Here is a 17,158-nt window from a genome sequence, read left to right as displayed (position 1 = left end):
GGAGCACGACCGAAGCGTAGCTTGATTCCTGCGCAGGCGATATTTGAAACGCCGGATCGCTATTACGTTGCGGAACAGTAACCCGTTAGGCGCACGTTTCCAGTCTCATAGAGGCGCTCAGGGTTTGGGGCGTAATTTTATCGCCGTTTCGGGAGGGTTCGCATTTAGGCGATTGTACCGTTGTGGGGTTTTTTATTGAATTAATATTAACATTATGTTAAATAAAGCGGATTATGAAGACAGGCAATTGTACCGTTGCCAGGAATTTCTCCTTACCTATTAATAAGTAATTGCCAAGTGTTTCGGGAATAGACCACGTACCGTCCGTTTCGAAGCGGAAACCGGGTTGTCCGAATTTTATCTTTCCGAGAATCGAATATTCCGGGCATCTGCCCGCATGGATTATTTCAACGCTTTGTCGATGGCGTAAAACTTTCGAAGGTCTGGTCATCATAGAGCACGACGACGCGTTTGATATTCGCTTTGCCGAACAACGCCGGCGGAAACTGCGTCGCAGATCCGTCATGCCCGTCGGCGTCCTGCGTTTGTTTTTCATCCGCCCGAAGTCCGCCCGGCAGTGTCGGCGTGAAAAGGTCGTTGCCCAATTCGGGGGACGACCTTTGTGCCGCCGTTGTACGGGAGGCCTGCTGGCCCGACGAGGCTGCCGGATATTCATCCCGATACATTTTGTCGGAATCGAGCAGCAGCCAATCCGGATTGATCCGGGGAAACCTCCTGAGGATCTTTTGCAGCAAATCGAAGCCCGGTTTGTTGCGTCCTGCGAGAATGTGGGATATTCCGGCGGGATTGATCTCGAGCTGCTCTGCAAGCTGGCTCGGCTTCAATCCTTCGTTTTTCATCAAATCGAGCAATTTTTCCCTCATCAGCGTAATTTTTTACAAATATAAAGTTTTTTCTTTTGTAAAACAAGTAAGATCTGCATTTGTAAAATGTTAATAATTGTTGATAATGTTTACATCTGTAAAAGAAATAATATCGTTAAATTCATCCGGGCAGATTGTTATCCATTGTTGGTTGATATAAATATATGTATATTGCTGATAATTAGCATAATTATATGCTAAAATTACTCTTGGGGATCTGTTTTGCACAACCACTCTGTACCCATTCCGATATTGTTTAACTTAATTTGTATATAAATAGTGTAACTTACTGGTATTTAGTGTGTATATGTGTGATTGTTTAACAATTTAACTCATGTACTTTGCATTGCGGACAGGCTTTGTCTGCACTCCCCTACTGTTTTTACAAAAATATAAATCAACAGGGATTACGCTTGTTGTTGATTAACATTTGTAATTATAATTGGAAAGTGCCCTCCTCTTTGATATTTACATTTGTAAATACACTACCCTTTTTTGATAAAAAATTCGATTTTCCCCGGTATTCCCGGTAAACAGCAAGTGCTTTTTCGGCAAACTCCTGCTCTTTGCAAATATTATGTTAAATAAAAAGAATGCGGATAGTGTTAATAACCCACTATCCGCTTATGATATAAGTAATTATATTTTTGTAAACAGCCCCTTATCCGAAGAGTTTTGCTGCAATTTCCCGGAACTCTTCCGGCGTCAATTTGAGCTTTTCGCGGTGGAAATCCACGTCGTTTTCGCTCTGTATGGGAATCAGATGGATGTGTGCATGCGGTACTTCGAGCCCTAAGGCGACCACTGCGACCCTCTTGCAGGCTATTTCCTGCTTGATTTTGGCCGCGACCTTTTTGGCGAAGAGCATCATGCCGGCCAGTGTCTTGTCGTCGAGGTCGAAAATGTAGTCCACTTCCATTTTGGGTACCACCAGCGTGTGCCCTTTGGTCAGCGGGTTGATGTCGAGGAATGCGTAATAGTTTTCGTCTTCGGCGACCTTATACGAAGGGATCTCGCCGGCAATGATGCGTGTAAAGATGGATGACATAGCTTCGTTTTTTGTGATTTCCGTATTTTTTTGCGTTCTTTCTGCCGTTTGCGTTTGTTGTCCCCACCCACTCTAAAACGGCTTTTTCCCGGCCAGGAGCCGCCTGTGGTTGACGATGCCGAGCAGTATGTTGGCATAACCGGCGAGCAGCACCACGGCGGTCATCCAGCCGAATGTGTCCCTCCCCGTGCATAACACTACGACCCATGCTCCGGTCAGGACGCTCCAGGCGCCGAGCAGCCAGTATTGCAGCTTCAGCTTCCGCCTTATTTTTTCGGGGGCGTAAACGCTTGCCCGCCATTTAGTCTCCTCGGGTGTCATAGGTAAATCCTCCTTCCCGTTATTCGTCGAATTTTGGCTTGAGTATCTCCGAATAGATGACAGCCCTGCGCAGGTCGAAATCCCCGGTTATTTCGGCTGTAGCAGCCTCCTGCGCGTCGTCATACGCGGCGTGGGGATGCTCCGTGGCTGTCATGCGGCCTTTTTGCACGTCGCTGCGCCCGCTGAGGGGTGCAGTGTGCCCGGAACCGGCCGCCGGGGCCGCATCTTCGAATCCGGCAGACGGCGCCATCGTCGGGGTTGCCCCCGGCGCCACGGCCGGCTGCACCTCCTGCCGGACGGGAGTGTCCTCCCTTGAATCCGGTTGCGATCCCGCAGCCGGATCCCATGACGGCCATGCCTCGCTGCCGGCGTGCCTGTCGCCGGCCTGCCGGGCCTGTTTCTTCGCCTGTTTGCGGCTCTGCGATACCACGTTGAATATCATGGCCGCTGCGATCACTACGATCCATAGGACGGTCGAGAAGTTTTCCATATCAGCTCAGGGTTCGTTTGACACTTTCAATACCTTTTATCTTGCGCAGTTTGTCCATCACGTCGTGCAGGCCCTCTGCATCCTTCACATAGAGGCTTATGCTGCCCTCGAAGATGCCGTCGTGGCTGTGGATGCCGACCTCGCGGATGTTGATGCTGAAATCGCCGCTCACGACCTTCGCCAGGTCGAGCAGGATGCCCATGCGGTCGATGCCCCGCAGTTCGATGGTGACCAGGTACGACATGGCCTTGTGCTGCGACCACTTGATTTCGTCCTTGACGATGTTCTTGCCGAATTGCGCTGCGAGCCTGTCCAGCTCGTCGCAGTTGGCTTTGTGTACGATGATGTTGCCCGTCGCCGGGTCGCGGTACCCCACGACCTTGTCTCCGGGGATCGGCTTGCAGCATTCGGCGATTTCGAACTGAGGCTCTGCCGCCGGTTCCTTTTCCGGGGCGGTTTCGCCCGGGGCGGTGGCGTCGTCGCCGTCTTCCTCCTCCTTTTTATTGATGAACAGCGTCCAGAATTTGAGGATTTTGCTTTTGGAGTTGACCTTCAGGACTTTTTCGAGGTTGTCGAGGTTGACGATCCCCGCCCCGATCTTGCTGTACAGTTCCTCCTTGTTGTTACTCTCATAGATGGGGACTATTTTGCGCAGGACACGGCCGCTGAGCTTGATATTGAGCGACTTCATTTTCTCGTCGAGCATGTGCATACCCCGCTCGATGTTGTTCTGCCGCTCGCGTTTGAGGAAGCTCTTGATCGACTGCTTGGCTTTGGCCGTAGTCACGATCTCCAGCCATTCGGGCTTGGGACGCGCATTGTCGGCCGTGATGATCTCGATCTGGTCGCCACTGTTGATCTGCGTAGTGATCGGTTCAAGCTTGTGGTTGATCTTGGCGCTGATGGCGCTGTTTCCGATCTTCGAGTGGATGTCGTATGCGAAATCGAGCGCCGTGGCTCCGAACGGCATTTTTCGGGCCTCTCCCTTGGGTGTAAACACCACTATTTCCGAGGTATACAGCGATAACTTGAAGTTGTCCAGGAAGTCTACCGCGTTCTCCGTGGGGCTGTTCAGCGCCGAGCGGATCTGTTTGAGCCACTTGTCGAATTCGTCCTCGTCCTGCGAGATGGTCGCATGCTTGTATTTCCAGTGCGCGGCGAATCCCCTTTCGGCGATGTCCTCCATGCGCTGGGTGCGGATCTGTACCTCGACCCATACGCCGTCGGGCCCCATCACGGTCGAATGCAGCGCCTCGTAGCCGTTGGCCTTGGGCATCGAGATCCAGTCGCGCAGCCGGTCGGGTTTCGGGGTGTAGATGTCCGTGATGGTGGAGTATACCTGCCAGCATTGGGTCTTTTCCGAGGGGAACGGCAGCGGCTTGAACACGATGCGGATGGCAAACAGGTCGTATATCTCCTCGAAGGGGATCTGTTTGCGCTGCATCTTGCTCCATATCGAGTAGACGCTCTTCACCCGCCCCGAGATTTCGTAGTTGATGTTGTCGCGGTTGAGCCCCGCGATGATCGGGGCGTTGAACTTGCTGATGAACTCCTGGCGCGACGCCTCGGTTTCATTGAGCTTCTGTGTGATCTCGGCGTATTGCTGCGGGAACCGGTACTTCATGCAGAGGTCTTCCAGTTCGCTTTTGATCGAATAAAGCCCCAGCCGGTAGGCCAGCGGTGCGAAGAGGTAGATCGTTTCGCCCGTGATCTTGATCTGTTTGTTCATCGGCATCGCCCCCAGTGTGCGCATGTTGTGCAGGCGGTCGGCGATTTTGATGAGGATGACCCGCACGTCGTCCGAGAGGGTCAGCAACACCTTGCGGAAATATTCGGCCTGTTCCGAGGTTTCGGCGTTGAACACGCCAGACATCTTGGTCAGCCCGTCGACCATCGAGGCGATTTTCGGCCCGAAGATGCGTTCCATGTCTTCCACGGTGTATTCCGTGTCTTCCACGACGTCGTGCAGCAATGCCGCCACGACCGATTTCACGCCCAGTCCGATCTCCTCGATGACGATCTTGGCTACTGCAATAGGATGCAGGAGGTATGGCTCGCCGGAGCGGCGCCTTACCCCCTGATGTGCCTCCTTGGCCAGGAAAAATGCCCTTTTTATGAAATTCCAGTCCTCGTCGTTCTTACATATCTTGGTGCACGAGAGGAGCAGGTCGTCCCACTTTTCCTTGATTATAACTTCATCCTCGGCAGTATAATCCATACCTTATTGTTTAGGTGCCTTCATGGCCTCGCGTACCTTGGCCTCGATTTCGTTGCGGAGCCCGTCGTCGTTTTTCAGCAGCTCCTTCACGGCGTCGCGTCCCTGGCCGATCTTGCGGTCGCCGTACGAGAACCACGAGCCGGCTTTCTTGACCACGCCGTAGTCGACGCCCAGGTCGACGATCTCGCCGATCTTCGAGATACCCTCGCCGAACATGATGTCGAATTCCGCACGTTTGAACGGAGGCGCCACCTTGTTCTTCACGACCTTCACCTTGGTGCGTGTTCCCAACTGTTCCTCGCCGTCCTTGATGACCGACATGCGGCGGATGTCGATGCGCACGCTGGCGTAGAATTTCAGGGCATTGCCGCCCGTCGTGGTCTCGGGATTACCGTAGACGACACCAATCTTGTCGCGCAGCTGGTTGATGAAGATGCAGACCGTCTTGGTCTTCGAGATGCTCGACGTCAGCTTGCGCAGCGCCTGCGACATCAGGCGGGCCTGGAGGCCCATCTTCGAGTCGCCCATCTCGCCTTCGATCTCGGCCTTGGGGGTCAGCGCCGCCACCGAGTCGATGACGATGATGTCGATCGCGCTCGACCGGATCAGCGAATCGGCGATTTCGAGCGCCTGCTCGCCGTTGTCGGGCTGCGATATGAGCAGGTTGTCGACGTCCACGCCCAGTTTCTGTGCGTAGAAGCTGTCGAAAGCGTGCTCGGCGTCGATGAACGCCGCGATGCCTCCGGCTTTCTGCGCCTCGGCGATGGCGTGGATCGCCAGGGTCGTCTTACCCGACGACTCGGGGCCGTAGATCTCCACGACGCGGCCTTTGGGATAGCCGCCCACACCCAGCGCCATGTCGAGCGTGATCGAACCCGTCGGGATGACCGGTACGTCGTTCACCTCCTGCGAGTTCATGCGCATGATCGAGCCCTTGCCGAAGTCCTTTTCTATTTTTTCCATCACTGCGTTAAGCACTTTGAGCTTATCCGCATTTACCTGTACTTTTTCTGCCATTTTGTGTAGTTCCTCGTTATTTGAAATTTTTTTTATCGTTTTTGTTGCCGCATCCTGTCCAGGGCTTTCATCTGGTCGGTGCGCTTGTCGGCTTTCGTGCCGCGCGGCATTGGGAAGCTGATTGTCCGGGCATCCAGCATCCGGTCCTGGAAGGGGCTCCAGTTGTTGACCGATGTGTTGCCTATTCCCCAGAGCCCGGTTCGCCTGTTCAGGTCGTGCGGGTATTTCTGCCGGGATCGGATCAGGGACTCCTCCTGTTGCGCAGCCCGCTCCTGCATGGTGCGGTGGAGTTTGCGGCGTGCGCGCAGGTAGGGGTTTACCTCTTCCTGCAGCCACCGGAGCCCGAACTCCTCGGGGGGAAGCATCCGCAGCGAACTTGCGGCGGCATGCGCCTTGGCCGAGAACTCGGCCGGAAGTTCTGTCGCGGGCACGCCCGGAGACCCTGCTGCGAATTCCGCCGGCTGTTTCCGCCCCGGCTCCGCCGCGGATTCCCGTGCGGGGCTTTGCGCAAGCTCATGCCCGAGTGCTGCCGGCCGCCCTTGTGCCGGAAGCTGCAAGGTGCCCAAGAGGCTGCCTGCCGCAAGTAGTATGCCCGCAAAGAATTTCATGCCTGTCGTCGGTTGGTGCCGTCCTATTTGTAAGCGTCCAGGATTTGCCGGTAGTGGTTTGCGGTGTCGACCTTGGTGAATACCTTTTCGATCCGCCCCTCGGCGTCGATGACGAACGTCGTGCGCAGTACGCCCATGTATTTGCGGCCGTACATCGACTTTTCGGCCCAGACCCCGTAAGCTTCGCAGACGCTGTGGTCGGTGTCGGCGAGCAGCGTGAAATTCAGGTCGTGCTTGGCACAGAAGTTCCGGTGCGATTTTTCGCTGTCGGGGCTTACGCCGATGATCCGGAATCCCATGCGGGCGAGTTCTTCCCTGCCGTCGCGCAGGCTCTTGGCTTCGAGCGTGCACCCCGAGGTGTTGTCCTTGGGGTAGAAATAGAGTATCGTGCGTTGTCCCTTCAGGTCGGCCAGCGTCAGCGCCGCACCGTCCTGGGTCGTGGACTTGAAATCCGGGGCCATATCCCCCGCCTGTAACTGTGTCATACGTTTCCGAAAAAAGGTTCGTTTTCGCAAAAATAGTGCAGACCCTGCGCTGTACCCCGTTTCCGGGGCAAGGCCCGAGCGCTGCCTATTTTGGGTAAAGATAGGAATTTTCCGCGGATTTTCACCCTTCTGTGCCTACTTTTTTGTTGCCCTGCCGCGTGTGCCACGCGCCGCTCAGTCCCACATGTAGGTCACCTCGATCTGTTCGTTGAACTCTTCCTGCGTGGTGTTGAGTTTCTTGCGGCAAGCCGGGCAGCGGATCGCCGTTTCGGTTTCGACATATTCGCCGCATCCCACGCACACCGGCAGTACGCCGTAGCCCGGTTGCATGTGGTGCTCGAACTGCGCCCCGCAGTGCCTGCACCTGATTTTGTAAGCTGTTCCCATAATCGTTTTCTTTTAGGTTCACGGTACAAAGTAACAGCGCCGTAGTGACAACTTGTGACACGGAATTAAAAAACGCATGTTTTTTTGCGAAACATGCGTTTTTTTTGCCGGAACCCTACCCTGTGGTCAGTGGGCGTGTTCGGCCTCCATGGCTTCCTGCTGGGTCTTGTGTACCGTGCCGTGGGGATGCTCCGCCGGGGCGTAGATCGAATAGAGTTTCAGCGGCTTGTCGCCTTTGTTGACGATGTTGTGCCACTTCCCGGCCGGGACGAAGATCGCATAGTCGTCTTCCACGTCGCGTACGAAGTCGAGCTTATCCTGGCTGTCGCCCATCATCACCTGTGCCATACCCTCTTCGATGCGCAGGAACTGGTCGATGCCCATGTGCTGCTCCAACCCTACATCCCCGCCTACGGGAATCGTCATCAGCGTGACCTGCAGGTTGTTGCCCGTCCAGAGCACCGTCCTGAAATTCTCGTTCCCGAGCGTGTAGCTTTCGATGTTCAGGACGGTCGGTTCCGTCCCGTAATCCTGCAGTACGACGGCCGCTGCTGCCGGCAGCGTTTCAGTCGTTCGGGGTGTTTGCCGGCAGCAGGAACCGGCTGCTAATGCCGTGCAAAGCACACCCAGCGTTGCGATCGTGTTTATTTTCATGATGTCGGATGTTTTATGTGTATTACAAATATACGAAAAAATCTTATAGCAACTTGTTTGCCGCGATATAATCGCGGATATAGGCGGTCAGCTCCGGCGAGTCGACGATGCGGATGTCGTCCAGCAGCCCGACGGCGAAGCGTCCCACGCCGGCAAACCCGGCGACCTGGGTGTCGAGCAGCCATCTTCCCCGCCCCAGCGGCCGGACGTCGCGTTCGGCCAGCGGGTACTCCTCGCATAACAGGTTGTAGGCCAGCAGCCCCAGCTCCAGCCGCACCCGGTGGCGTGCGCCACCGTGCATGCGGAAGACGTCGATGAACCCTTCGCGGTGCTCCGCCCCGTGTTCCCAGGCCTCTGCGGTAAGCTCCACTGACCCGATGCGCGAGGTTTTGAAGAGCTTGCATGCCCCGGCCTCCGGATCGTAGCACCACACCTGCACGTAGTTGGTCGTGAAGGCGAAGGGCTCCACGCGGCGGTCGCGGACTTCCCCGCCGTGCGGCGACTGGTAGCTGTGCAGTATGGCCTGCCGTTGCCGGTCGATGGCCTCGATCAGCGTCCGGATGTTCGGGGCGTTCTTGCCGCGCACGACCGTGTCGGCCAGCGTCTTGTTGTCGTAGACCGAGTAGAGCTTGCGTTTGAGGTTCTGTTTCAGCAGGTTCGTGTCGTCGATGTTCTCGATGGCGCTCTTGAGGATCACGGCCTCTTCTTCGGTGAAATGCACGAGCTGCGAGATGTCGCGGAAGTGCGGGGACTCCTTGTCGAGGCGAATGCAGTCGCCCGCTTTTTTGATGACGAAACCCGCCTCGCGGAAGGTGTCTATGTAGCGATAGATGGTGCGGCGCGACATCTGGAGCCGTTCGGCCAGCTGGTCGACGTTGTAGGTGGTGTTTGCCGTGAGTAGCTTCATCAGCCGCAGCAGGCGTTCGAGTTTGGGTTGATCCATGCGGTGGTCGCTTGTTTTTTCCGGTTGCGCCCGTGGCGGGCTTCCGGAGTTTTCAGGATGTTTTGCGGGCGGCGGGTTTGCCCGCCTGCCCAGGCCGCAAATATATAAAAAAAAAGCCGTGACAAAACCTGTCACGGCTCCCTGTTTGGATTTTACGGTATGTGTCCGCAATTGTTCCGGCCCGGGGCTGCTTTGTGCGATGCGCCTTCGTGGCGGGGGCACCCCCTCCCGGCGGAAGCCCCTCCCTGTAACCGGTTATTGCGCAAGCACTTTCTTTTCGATCTCCTCGACCTGTCGGCGGAACGCCTTGTCGGTCTCGATCAGGTTCGATACGGCCTTGCACGAGTGGAGCACCGTGGCGTGGTTGCGGCCTCCGATGGCGGCCCCGATGGTCGTGAGCGGTGCCTTGGTGTGCTGTTTGGCGAGGTACATGGCGATCTGCCGTGCCTGGGCGATCTCGCGCGTCCGCTCCGTGGAGTTGAAGCGAGCGAAATCGAGGTTCAAGTATTCGCACACCACTTCGATGATGTGGTCGAGCGTGATCTCCTTCTGGTAGAGCTGCACGTAGACCTTCAGGATCTCCTTGGCCAGCGACGTGGTGATCTTGCGCCCGAGGAACGAGGCGTTGGCCACCAGCGACGAGAGCGCTCCCTCGATCTCACGCACGTTGGCCGAGATGTTGTCCGCCAGGTAGGCCACCACGTCGTCCGAAATCTGCGCCCCGAACTTCTGCGCCTTTACGCGGATGATCTTGAGCTTCGTGTCGTAGTCGGGCGTGTTGAGCTGTGCCGACAATCCCCACTTGAAGCGCGTCAGCAGGCGCTGTTCGATGTCTTTCAGCTCCACGGGCGGCTTGTCCGAGGTGAGAATCAGCTGTTTGCCCGCCAGCTGCAGGTGGTTGAAGATGTTGAAGAACGCATTCTGCGTGCCCGTCTTCCCGGTCAGTTCCTGGATGTCGTCGATGATCAGTACGTCGATCATCTGGTAGAAATGGATGAAATCGGGGATTTCGCCGTTCTTGTACGCGGTCTGGAACTGCGCCTGGAATTTGTTCATCGAGACATACAGCACCTGCAACTCGGGATGGCGCTGGCGTACCTCGTGGCCGATGGCCTGTACGATGTGCGTCTTGCCCAGTCCCGAGTCCCCATATATATATAGGGGGTTGAAGGGGTTGTTGCCCGGGTTTACGGCCACGGACATGCCCGCCGAACGTGCCAGGCGGTTGCATTCGCCCTCGATGAAGGTCGCGAACGTGAGCCCCGGATTCAGCTGCGGGTCGATGATTATCTTCTTGAGCCCCGGAATTACGAAGGGATTCTTTATATTTGCGGTGTTGGTCTGCGTGTTGAAACGCGAAATGGCCGTGGTGTCGGCATCGGCGGTAACGGGTACGGCCGGGGGTGTCGAACGCGGCACGGCATAGTGCAGCCGGGTCTGCTGTCCGTAGAGCTGCGAGATGATCGGACGCAGGAACGGGATGTAGTTCTTTTCGATCTGGTGTACGTAGCTCTCGTTGGGAACACGCAGGCGCAGGTTGGTGCCGTCGAACTCGAGCGGTACGATCGGCTGGAACCACTTCACGAACTCCTCTTCGGAGGTCTGTGCCTTGATCCGGTCAAGGCAGTTCTGCCACATATCGCTATATGTCTGCGTGTTGTTTAACATGATAAGGGTTGCACTGTTTTTGATGTGACAAAGTTGTGAATAATTTTGCAAAAAGATTTCCAAAAAGGTGTTGTATTTTCACTTTTTTTATATATAGAAAAACAACGGTTTCCGGACATTCAATTTTAACTCCCTGATAGTGAATAATAGAAATAAATTTCGTATATTTGCATATCAATTTTTTAGGCAGTCCTATAATCAAGTTATAAATAAAACCAATAAAACTTATGGCTAACGAACTGGAACAATTGGTGCTGAAAAAAGCGCAGGCATGGCTTGACGGCCACTATGACGAAGCTACCAAAAAGCAGGTTAAATACCTGATCGATAACGATATGAAAGAACTCACCGAGAGTTTCTACAAAGACCTCGAATTCGGTACGGGCGGCCTGCGCGGCATCATGGGAGTGGGCACCAACCGCATGAACGTCTACACGGTGGGGGCTGCTACACAGGGGCTTTCGAACTATCTCAAGAAGAACTTCGCGGGCGAGCAGATCCGGGTTGCGATCGGCCACGACAGCCGCAACAATTCGCGCATGTTCGCCGAGCATGTGGCCGACATTTTCGCCTCGAACGGATTCACCGTTTTCCTGTTCGATACGCTGCGCCCGACGCCCGAGCTGAGCTTCGCCATCCGCGAGCTGAAATGCCATTCGGGCGTGGTCGTGACCGCCTCGCACAACCCCAAGGAATACAACGGTTACAAGGCCTACTGGACGGACGGCGCGCAGGTTACCGAGCCGCACGACAAGAACATCATCGCCGAGGTGGAGAAGATCACCGACGTGGACATGATACTCACGGGTAAGAATCCCGAAAACATCACGATCCTCGACGAGAAATTCGACGAGATCTATTTAAATAAGGTGCACGAATTGTCGCTCTCGCCCGAAAGCGTGAAGAAGCACCGCGACATGAAGATCGTCTACTCCCCGATGCACGGCGCAGGCGTCCGCCTGGTGCCCGCGTCGCTGCGGAAATTCGGCTTCACGAACATCATCATGGTGAAGGAGCAGGCCGTCATCGACGGGAACTTCCCCACCGTCGAGTCGCCCAACCCCGAGGAGCGCAAGACCATGTCGATGGCTATCGACCTCGCGGCCAGGGAGGGGGCCGACCTCGTCCTGGCTACCGACCCCGACTCCGACCGTATCGGCGTCGCGCTGCGCAACAAGAAGGGCGAATACGTGCTGCTGAACGGCAACCAGACGTTGGTGCTGCTGATGAGCTACCAGCTGACCCGCTGGGCCGAGCGCGGCGAGCTGGACGGGAACCAGTACGTCGTGAAGACCATCGTCACCTCGCAGATGGCCAATGCCGTGGCCGACCATTTCAAGGTGAAATGCTACGACTGCCTCACGGGGTTCAAGTATATCGCCAAGATCATCCGCGAGAACGAAGGCAAGGCCAAGTATATCGGCGGCGGCGAAGAGTCGTTCGGCTACCTTGCCGGGGATTACGTGCGTGACAAGGATGCCGTATCGGCCTGCTCGCTGGCTGCCGAAGCCGCCGCATGGGCCATGGATACGATGGGTCTGACGCTCTACGAGTGGCTGCAGGAGCTTTACGTGAAATACGGTTTCTACCGCGAAGGGCTTGTGTCGGTCGTCCGCAAGGGCAAGGAGGGGGCCGAACTGATCCAGAAGATGATGGTCGAATTCCGCGCGAACCCGCCCAAGACGATCCTGGGATCGCCCGTCGTGAAGATCAACGATTTCCTTACGCTCGAAACGACCGACGTGAAGAGCGGCGCCATGACCCCGATCGTGCAGGATCGCAGCAACGTGCTCCAGTGGTTCACCGAGGACGGCACGGCCGTGTCGGTGCGTCCGTCGGGCACGGAGCCTAAGATCAAGTTCTATTTCGGCGTGAAGGCTCCCCTGGCGTCGGTTGCCGATTTCGACCGGGTGCAGGCCGAGCTCGACGCCAAGATCGAGGGCATCAAGAAAGACCTCAAGCTGGAGTAGCCGCGCTACCCTGCTGCATAAGGCCCCGGCAATTTTGCCGGGGCTTTTTCATGGCCGTTTCCAACTAATCTCAGGCCGTTATTTGCCCCGAAAATTTGTATTTCTAAATTTTTAGTTTTATTTTTACTAAAATTTTAGTAGCATAAAGAGACAGTAGCATGAAAAACCTGTTTATCCGGCTGGTCGCCCTGTTGGGCGCTGCGATGGCCGTACATGGCGTGTCGGCGCAGGAGCCGCAGAAGCACGAGGCGGAGCTGCGCTTCGACCAGGCGCAGCGCGAGGAGCTTGCCGATGAGCCCTCCCCCGCCGTTACGGCCGGTTTTGCCGCCGCAGGCCGCCCCTTTGCCTATAAACTCAACCGCAAACGCACTTCGGAGGCCGTGGCTTACGACGCCGTGACCTTGTGGAACGTCCGCAAGGTCAAGATCCGGGATCGCCGCATGAAACTTTCCGACTCCACCCGGCGCGAAAAGGTGCGGCTGCTGAAATTTTTTACCGAGCGCGACCGGAAAAAGGGCGCCCGCCCCCACCTGCTGGGCAATGTTGCGGGGTATACCTGGTCTAACCGTATCTATGACGAAACCGCGCGAACACGGCGCACGGTGCCCAAGCACATTGCGACCTATACCCTGCGCGACGAGTATGATTCGGTACGCCGAGCCGGCGGTGATGTGTCCATGTTCCAGGTGCCCGAGGAGCTGTGGCGACGGTTGTCTCCTAAAGCCGTCTATGTGCTCGACGGGGTACGTGTCCCGGGCAGCGTCTTCCAGTTTATCGACGGGCTGTTCCTGCGTACGCTCGAAGTCCACACCGACCCCGGGACAATGGCACGTTACGATACCGACCAGGGGGTTGTCCTCGGGGATGTATACCCCGACCGGATACCCCTGGTGGTCTTCGGCGGCCAGCCCTCGACGATCGAATCGTGGCTGAAAATCTGCCATACCGATGCTTTTTCGGTAGATGCCGCAGTGCCCATGCGTTATTTCTACATGCTGCCCGTCGAGGCCGTGCAAATCTACGGGCTGGCGGGTAAATACGGTGCGATCTGCGTCGAGTTGGCTGAATAGCCCCGGGGCTGCCTTTCGCCCGATACCCTGTCCGCATTGCATTGCGGGCAGTTTTTTTGTTTTCCGGCAAAATAATTAAAAAAATAGTTGTATAACTAAAATATTAGTTATATCTTCGTTGCAGGCAAATCAACTAAAAGTGTAGTTATGACAGGAATAGTAAAGAACCGACCACAGGAACTGACCCGTGCCGAACTGGAGATCATGCAGGTATTGTGGAACAGGGGCGCCGCCGTCGTACACGGCATCCTCGACGAGATGGACGAACCCAAACCCGCCTACAATACCGTTTCGACCATCGTCCGCATTCTCGAAAAAAAAGGCTTCGTCGCACACAAGGCCTATGGCAAGACCCATGAATACTACCCCCTCGTCTCGAAGGACGACTATGCGCGCCGCTACATGGATACCGTGCTGAATAACTTTTTCGGCGGTTCCGTCAGCCGGCTGGTTTCGTTCTTCTCCGAACACAAGGCCATTTCGCTGGAGGAGACCGATGCCATTCTGGACATGCTCAAAAACCGCAAGTGATGAAATCCCCCGCCCTGTACCTGCTCGAAGTGTTCTTTTGCAGCGGTATGCTGCTGGCATTCTACCGGCTGCTGCTCGTCCGCAAAGTCTCTTTCGCGGCCTGTCGCCGTTATCTTGTGGCGGCAATGCTGCTTTCGGTGGCGATCCCCGCGCTCGATATCCCCCTCTACCCCGCCCGTACGGAAGCCGATCCGCTGCCGCTGGTTGCCTCACAGGCCGTCCCGCCTGCCGAAGAACCTTTCGTCGCGGAGGCGGGTCAGCCGGCCGCCGTTGTGCGCACAACGGCCCTTGCCACGGACTGGGGACGCGTGGCACGCATCGCCGCGGCCGCATTGTACCTGCTGACCGCCGCGGTGTCGCTTGCGATCCTTGCCGTGCGCATCCTCGGGATCAGACGTCTGCGCCGCCGTTCGCGGATCACCGATTGCGGCGCATATGCCGTGGCGGAAAATCCTCGCGTCGGGACGCCCTTTTCGTTTCTGCGGACGGTATTTCTGGGCGAGGGTTACGAAGGCCGCCGCCGCGAGATCGTGGTCTGCCACGAGGCGAGCCATGTGCGCCACCGCCACTCCGCCGAACGCATCGCGCTCGAACTGGTGCGCAGCCTCTTCTGGTTCAATCCCTTTGTCTGGATCGCCGGGCGCTGGCTTTCGGAGGTGCAGGAGTGGGAGGCCGACCGCGACGTGCTCGATGCGGGGTACGGCCTCACGGAATACAGGACGATCATTTTCCGTCAACTCTTCGGTTATAATCCGGATATAGTCTGCGGGTTGAATCGTTCACTCACAAAAAACCGATTTGCCATGATGACACAATTCACAAAGCGCCGGTTCGCATTCGTGCGCTTCGGTGCGGCCATCCCCGTGGTGGCCGGGATGATGATGCTTTGCAGCTTTACGACCAAAACCTCCGGATCTTCCGAGCCGGGCACTGCCTCCCGTATCCATATCTCCGCCGACAGGACGGTGACGTTCAACGGGCGTCCCGTATCCATCGACCGACTGGCGGGCTATGTCGCGGCCGAACGCGCCAAACTTTCCGAGTTCGACCGTGCGGACATGCAGGTGCTCCTGACGTCCGACGCATCCGGCAGCCCTGCTGCTGCCGTCGGCAAGACCGTGACCTTCGGTGCCGCGGGGCAACTGGAGGTGCTCCGCTCTGACAGGGCCTATCCGTCGGATGTCCGGACAATGATATTCGCCGGTAACGTACAAGCCCGCTTCCGGGATGGAACGCCCGACCCGGCCTTGAAGGAGGTGCTTACGGAAATACGCTGCGACAGCCTGGTCGTGAACCCTGCCGGCCGGAACTTCGAGTGCTTCGATGCCGGTTTCAGCAATGCGTCCATGCTTTCCTTCGGTAAATGGTATCGTTTCCTGGCCGGCGATTCCGGCCTCGGCTGGAGCCGCGAGATGGAAAATGTTGTGGAAACATCGCTGAATACCGCCCTGATACAGGTATTGCCCGACGGCAATATCCTGCTGAACGGAGGCCTCGTATCCGTTGCCGAGCTGGAGCCGAAACTCGTGGCTTGGCGCGGCGAGCGTTCGCCCGCCGATGTCGGTGCCTGGATTATAGCAGGGAAAGAGGCGAAAATGGGCGTTGTGACCGACATAAAACAAGCTTTGCGTGCTGCCAATATCCTGCGGGTCATGTATAACGGAACCGATGAGCGCATGGTTATGCGTATGCTGCCGCCCCGCTCCGCCTCTTCCCCGGGCGTAAATGTGGTTGCCGACGTGCTGGCGGTCGTGCCTGGCAGTGCCGCGGCGGAAGATAGCTCTACGGTACGGTCTGAGATCCGGGTCAGGGAGCGCAATGTTTTTCTGGTGCTGCTAAACGGGAACGGGAAGATGATGGTCGGGACGGCTGACGCATTGGAGATCATCGACCCCCGTGAGCTCACGGCGCGCGTCGGGGCGTTTGTACGCAATGTGTCCGACGACCCCGGGCTGGCCGAGAAGGTGGTGACGGAATTCGACCTACCGGGCGGCGGGAAGATGGAATACCCCGTGAGTCAGGGGATCGTATCGTTGCAGACGGCGAGCGACACCCCGTTCGACAGTTATCTCGATGTTCAGAACCGCATTGCGCAGGCATTCGACGATATCCGTACCCACTTGGCGCAGCGGCAGTTCGGGAAGCCTTACGGGGAGCTTTCCGATGCCCAGCACCAGGTGGTCATGCGGGCCGTTCCGCTGAAGATTTCCGAAGCCGAACCCCACGTTTCCCGATAGTCGAACACCCTGCCGCCGCCCGTTGGCAGTTGGCCGGTGTCCGGTATCCGGCACCCCGGATCGCCGCCTCAGACCGCTTTCCGTCCTCCGTTATTCCGGATCGCCACCCCAGACCGACGCCAGCCAACGCACGGCTGACAACGGCCGGTTTACCGATTTACCATAAGCGGACACCCCGTACGGAGCCCTTGGCCTTGCGCGGGGTGTTTTGTGCCGCGGTGCGGCCGTGGTTTCGGAATGACTCCTGGGACAGGCGGTTTTTCGGGGTCAGAGCTTCGGATTGTGCAGGTGCCGCTCTTTGTCGCGCGAGGTTTTCTTGGCGAAATTCGCCTCCACTGCCGCCGTGAGGTCTACACCCGTCTGGTTCGCAAGGCATACCAGTACCCATAACACATCGGCCATTTCATCGGCGAGGTTGCATTTCTCCCCCTCCTTGAACGACTGGTCGCCGTATTTGCGTGCCATGATGCGTGCCAGCTCCCCCACCTCTTCGGTGAGCACGGTCATGTTCGTCAACTCGCTGAAGTAGCGCACGCCGTACTGCCTGATCCATGCGTCTACCCGTTGCTGCAATTCACTCAGTTCCATCGTTGCTGATTTTTCCCGAAAGGTACGAAAAAATCCCGC

The 17,158-nt window shown here is 56.8% G+C and carries 17 protein-coding genes; 4 read left to right on the top strand and 13 right to left on the bottom strand.

What is annotated here, in order from left to right; all coding sequences use genetic code 11:
* Positions 1 to 407: 407 nt before the first annotated feature.
* From B3C38_RS11595 to dnaA, 12 genes are all read right to left on the bottom strand, one after another.
* Entirely contained in the window at positions 408 to 884 is a 477-nt protein-coding gene (locus tag B3C38_RS11595; RefSeq protein ID WP_022333118.1) for a helix-turn-helix domain-containing protein, read from the bottom strand.
* A 661-nt stretch (positions 885 to 1,545) separates the two neighbouring features.
* Positions 1,546 to 1,932, bottom strand: coding sequence for an HIT family protein (locus tag B3C38_RS11590; protein ID WP_055203383.1), 387 nt, complete (start codon positions 1,930 to 1,932; stop codon positions 1,546 to 1,548).
* Positions 1,933 to 2,004: 72 nt separating this feature from the next.
* Positions 2,005 to 2,253 carry a hypothetical protein gene (locus B3C38_RS11585; RefSeq protein WP_286727164.1) on the bottom strand — a complete coding sequence of 83 codons (249 nt, stop codon included), beginning with the start codon at positions 2,251 to 2,253 and terminating at the stop codon, positions 2,005 to 2,007.
* A 19-nt stretch (positions 2,254 to 2,272) separates the two neighbouring features.
* The gene (locus B3C38_RS11580; protein WP_055210466.1) at positions 2,273 to 2,743 is read right to left on the bottom strand and encodes a hypothetical protein; all 471 of its coding nucleotides are present in this window, start codon (positions 2,741 to 2,743) and stop codon (positions 2,273 to 2,275) included.
* A gap of 1 nt (position 2,744) precedes the next feature.
* Complete coding sequence (locus tag B3C38_RS11575; RefSeq protein ID WP_276655086.1) at positions 2,745 to 4,961, bottom strand: RelA/SpoT family protein; 2,217 nt, start codon at positions 4,959 to 4,961, stop codon at positions 2,745 to 2,747.
* Between the two features lie 3 nt (positions 4,962 to 4,964).
* Entirely contained in the window at positions 4,965 to 5,978 is a 1,014-nt protein-coding gene (gene recA, locus B3C38_RS11570; RefSeq protein WP_018697188.1) for a recombinase RecA, read from the bottom strand.
* 32 nt (positions 5,979 to 6,010) lie between these two features.
* Positions 6,011 to 6,586: a hypothetical protein gene (locus B3C38_RS11565; protein ID WP_022333113.1), complete on the bottom strand. Its 576-nt coding sequence runs from the start codon at positions 6,584 to 6,586 to the stop codon at positions 6,011 to 6,013.
* Positions 6,587 to 6,609: 23 nt separating this feature from the next.
* Positions 6,610 to 7,071: a thioredoxin-dependent thiol peroxidase gene (bcp, locus tag B3C38_RS11560; RefSeq protein WP_022333112.1), complete on the bottom strand. Its 462-nt coding sequence runs from the start codon at positions 7,069 to 7,071 to the stop codon at positions 6,610 to 6,612.
* Positions 7,072 to 7,245: 174 nt separating this feature from the next.
* The gene (locus tag B3C38_RS11555) at positions 7,246 to 7,458 is read right to left on the bottom strand and encodes a hypothetical protein (protein ID WP_022333111.1); all 213 of its coding nucleotides are present in this window, start codon (positions 7,456 to 7,458) and stop codon (positions 7,246 to 7,248) included.
* Positions 7,459 to 7,584: 126 nt separating this feature from the next.
* Positions 7,585 to 8,112, bottom strand: a complete 528-nt coding sequence (locus B3C38_RS11550) for a cupin domain-containing protein (protein ID WP_022333110.1) — start codon at positions 8,110 to 8,112, stop codon at positions 7,585 to 7,587.
* Between the two features lie 43 nt (positions 8,113 to 8,155).
* Entirely contained in the window at positions 8,156 to 9,055 is a 900-nt protein-coding gene (locus tag B3C38_RS11545) for a helix-turn-helix transcriptional regulator (RefSeq protein ID WP_022333109.1), read from the bottom strand.
* Between the two features lie 255 nt (positions 9,056 to 9,310).
* Complete coding sequence (dnaA, locus tag B3C38_RS11540) at positions 9,311 to 10,723, bottom strand: chromosomal replication initiator protein DnaA (protein ID WP_055203390.1); 1,413 nt, start codon at positions 10,721 to 10,723, stop codon at positions 9,311 to 9,313.
* Positions 10,724 to 10,950: 227 nt separating this feature from the next.
* On the opposite strand from dnaA, the gene B3C38_RS11535 reads away from it, so the two are divergent.
* The 4 genes from B3C38_RS11535 (at position 10,951) to B3C38_RS11520 (ending at position 16,531) form a co-directional block, all read left to right on the top strand.
* Positions 10,951 to 12,693, top strand: coding sequence for a phospho-sugar mutase (locus B3C38_RS11535; RefSeq protein ID WP_217729004.1), 1,743 nt, complete (start codon positions 10,951 to 10,953; stop codon positions 12,691 to 12,693).
* Positions 12,694 to 12,851: 158 nt separating this feature from the next.
* Positions 12,852 to 13,763 (top strand): hypothetical protein, encoded by a 912-nt coding sequence (locus B3C38_RS11530; protein ID WP_286727163.1) that lies wholly within the window; start codon positions 12,852 to 12,854, stop codon positions 13,761 to 13,763.
* A gap of 147 nt (positions 13,764 to 13,910) precedes the next feature.
* The gene (locus B3C38_RS11525) at positions 13,911 to 14,294 is read left to right on the top strand and encodes a BlaI/MecI/CopY family transcriptional regulator (protein WP_141418020.1); all 384 of its coding nucleotides are present in this window, start codon (positions 13,911 to 13,913) and stop codon (positions 14,292 to 14,294) included.
* Positions 14,294 to 16,531: a M56 family metallopeptidase gene (locus tag B3C38_RS11520; protein WP_286727162.1), complete on the top strand. Its 2,238-nt coding sequence runs from the start codon at positions 14,294 to 14,296 to the stop codon at positions 16,529 to 16,531. The genes B3C38_RS11525 and B3C38_RS11520 overlap by 1 nt, the downstream gene beginning before the upstream one ends.
* A 267-nt stretch (positions 16,532 to 16,798) precedes the next feature.
* Here the strand turns inward: B3C38_RS11520 and B3C38_RS11515 are convergent, their stop codons facing one another.
* Positions 16,799 to 17,119 (bottom strand): nucleotide pyrophosphohydrolase, encoded by a 321-nt coding sequence (locus tag B3C38_RS11515; protein WP_022333104.1) that lies wholly within the window; start codon positions 17,117 to 17,119, stop codon positions 16,799 to 16,801.
* Positions 17,120 to 17,158 lie beyond the last annotated feature (39 nt).

It is taken from the genome of Alistipes sp. UBA1686 (assembly GCF_002320215.1).
GTDB classification, from domain to species: Bacteria; Bacteroidota; Bacteroidia; order Bacteroidales; family Rikenellaceae; genus Alistipes; species Alistipes onderdonkii.
This window is presented reverse-complemented; position numbering and strand designations above follow the sequence as displayed.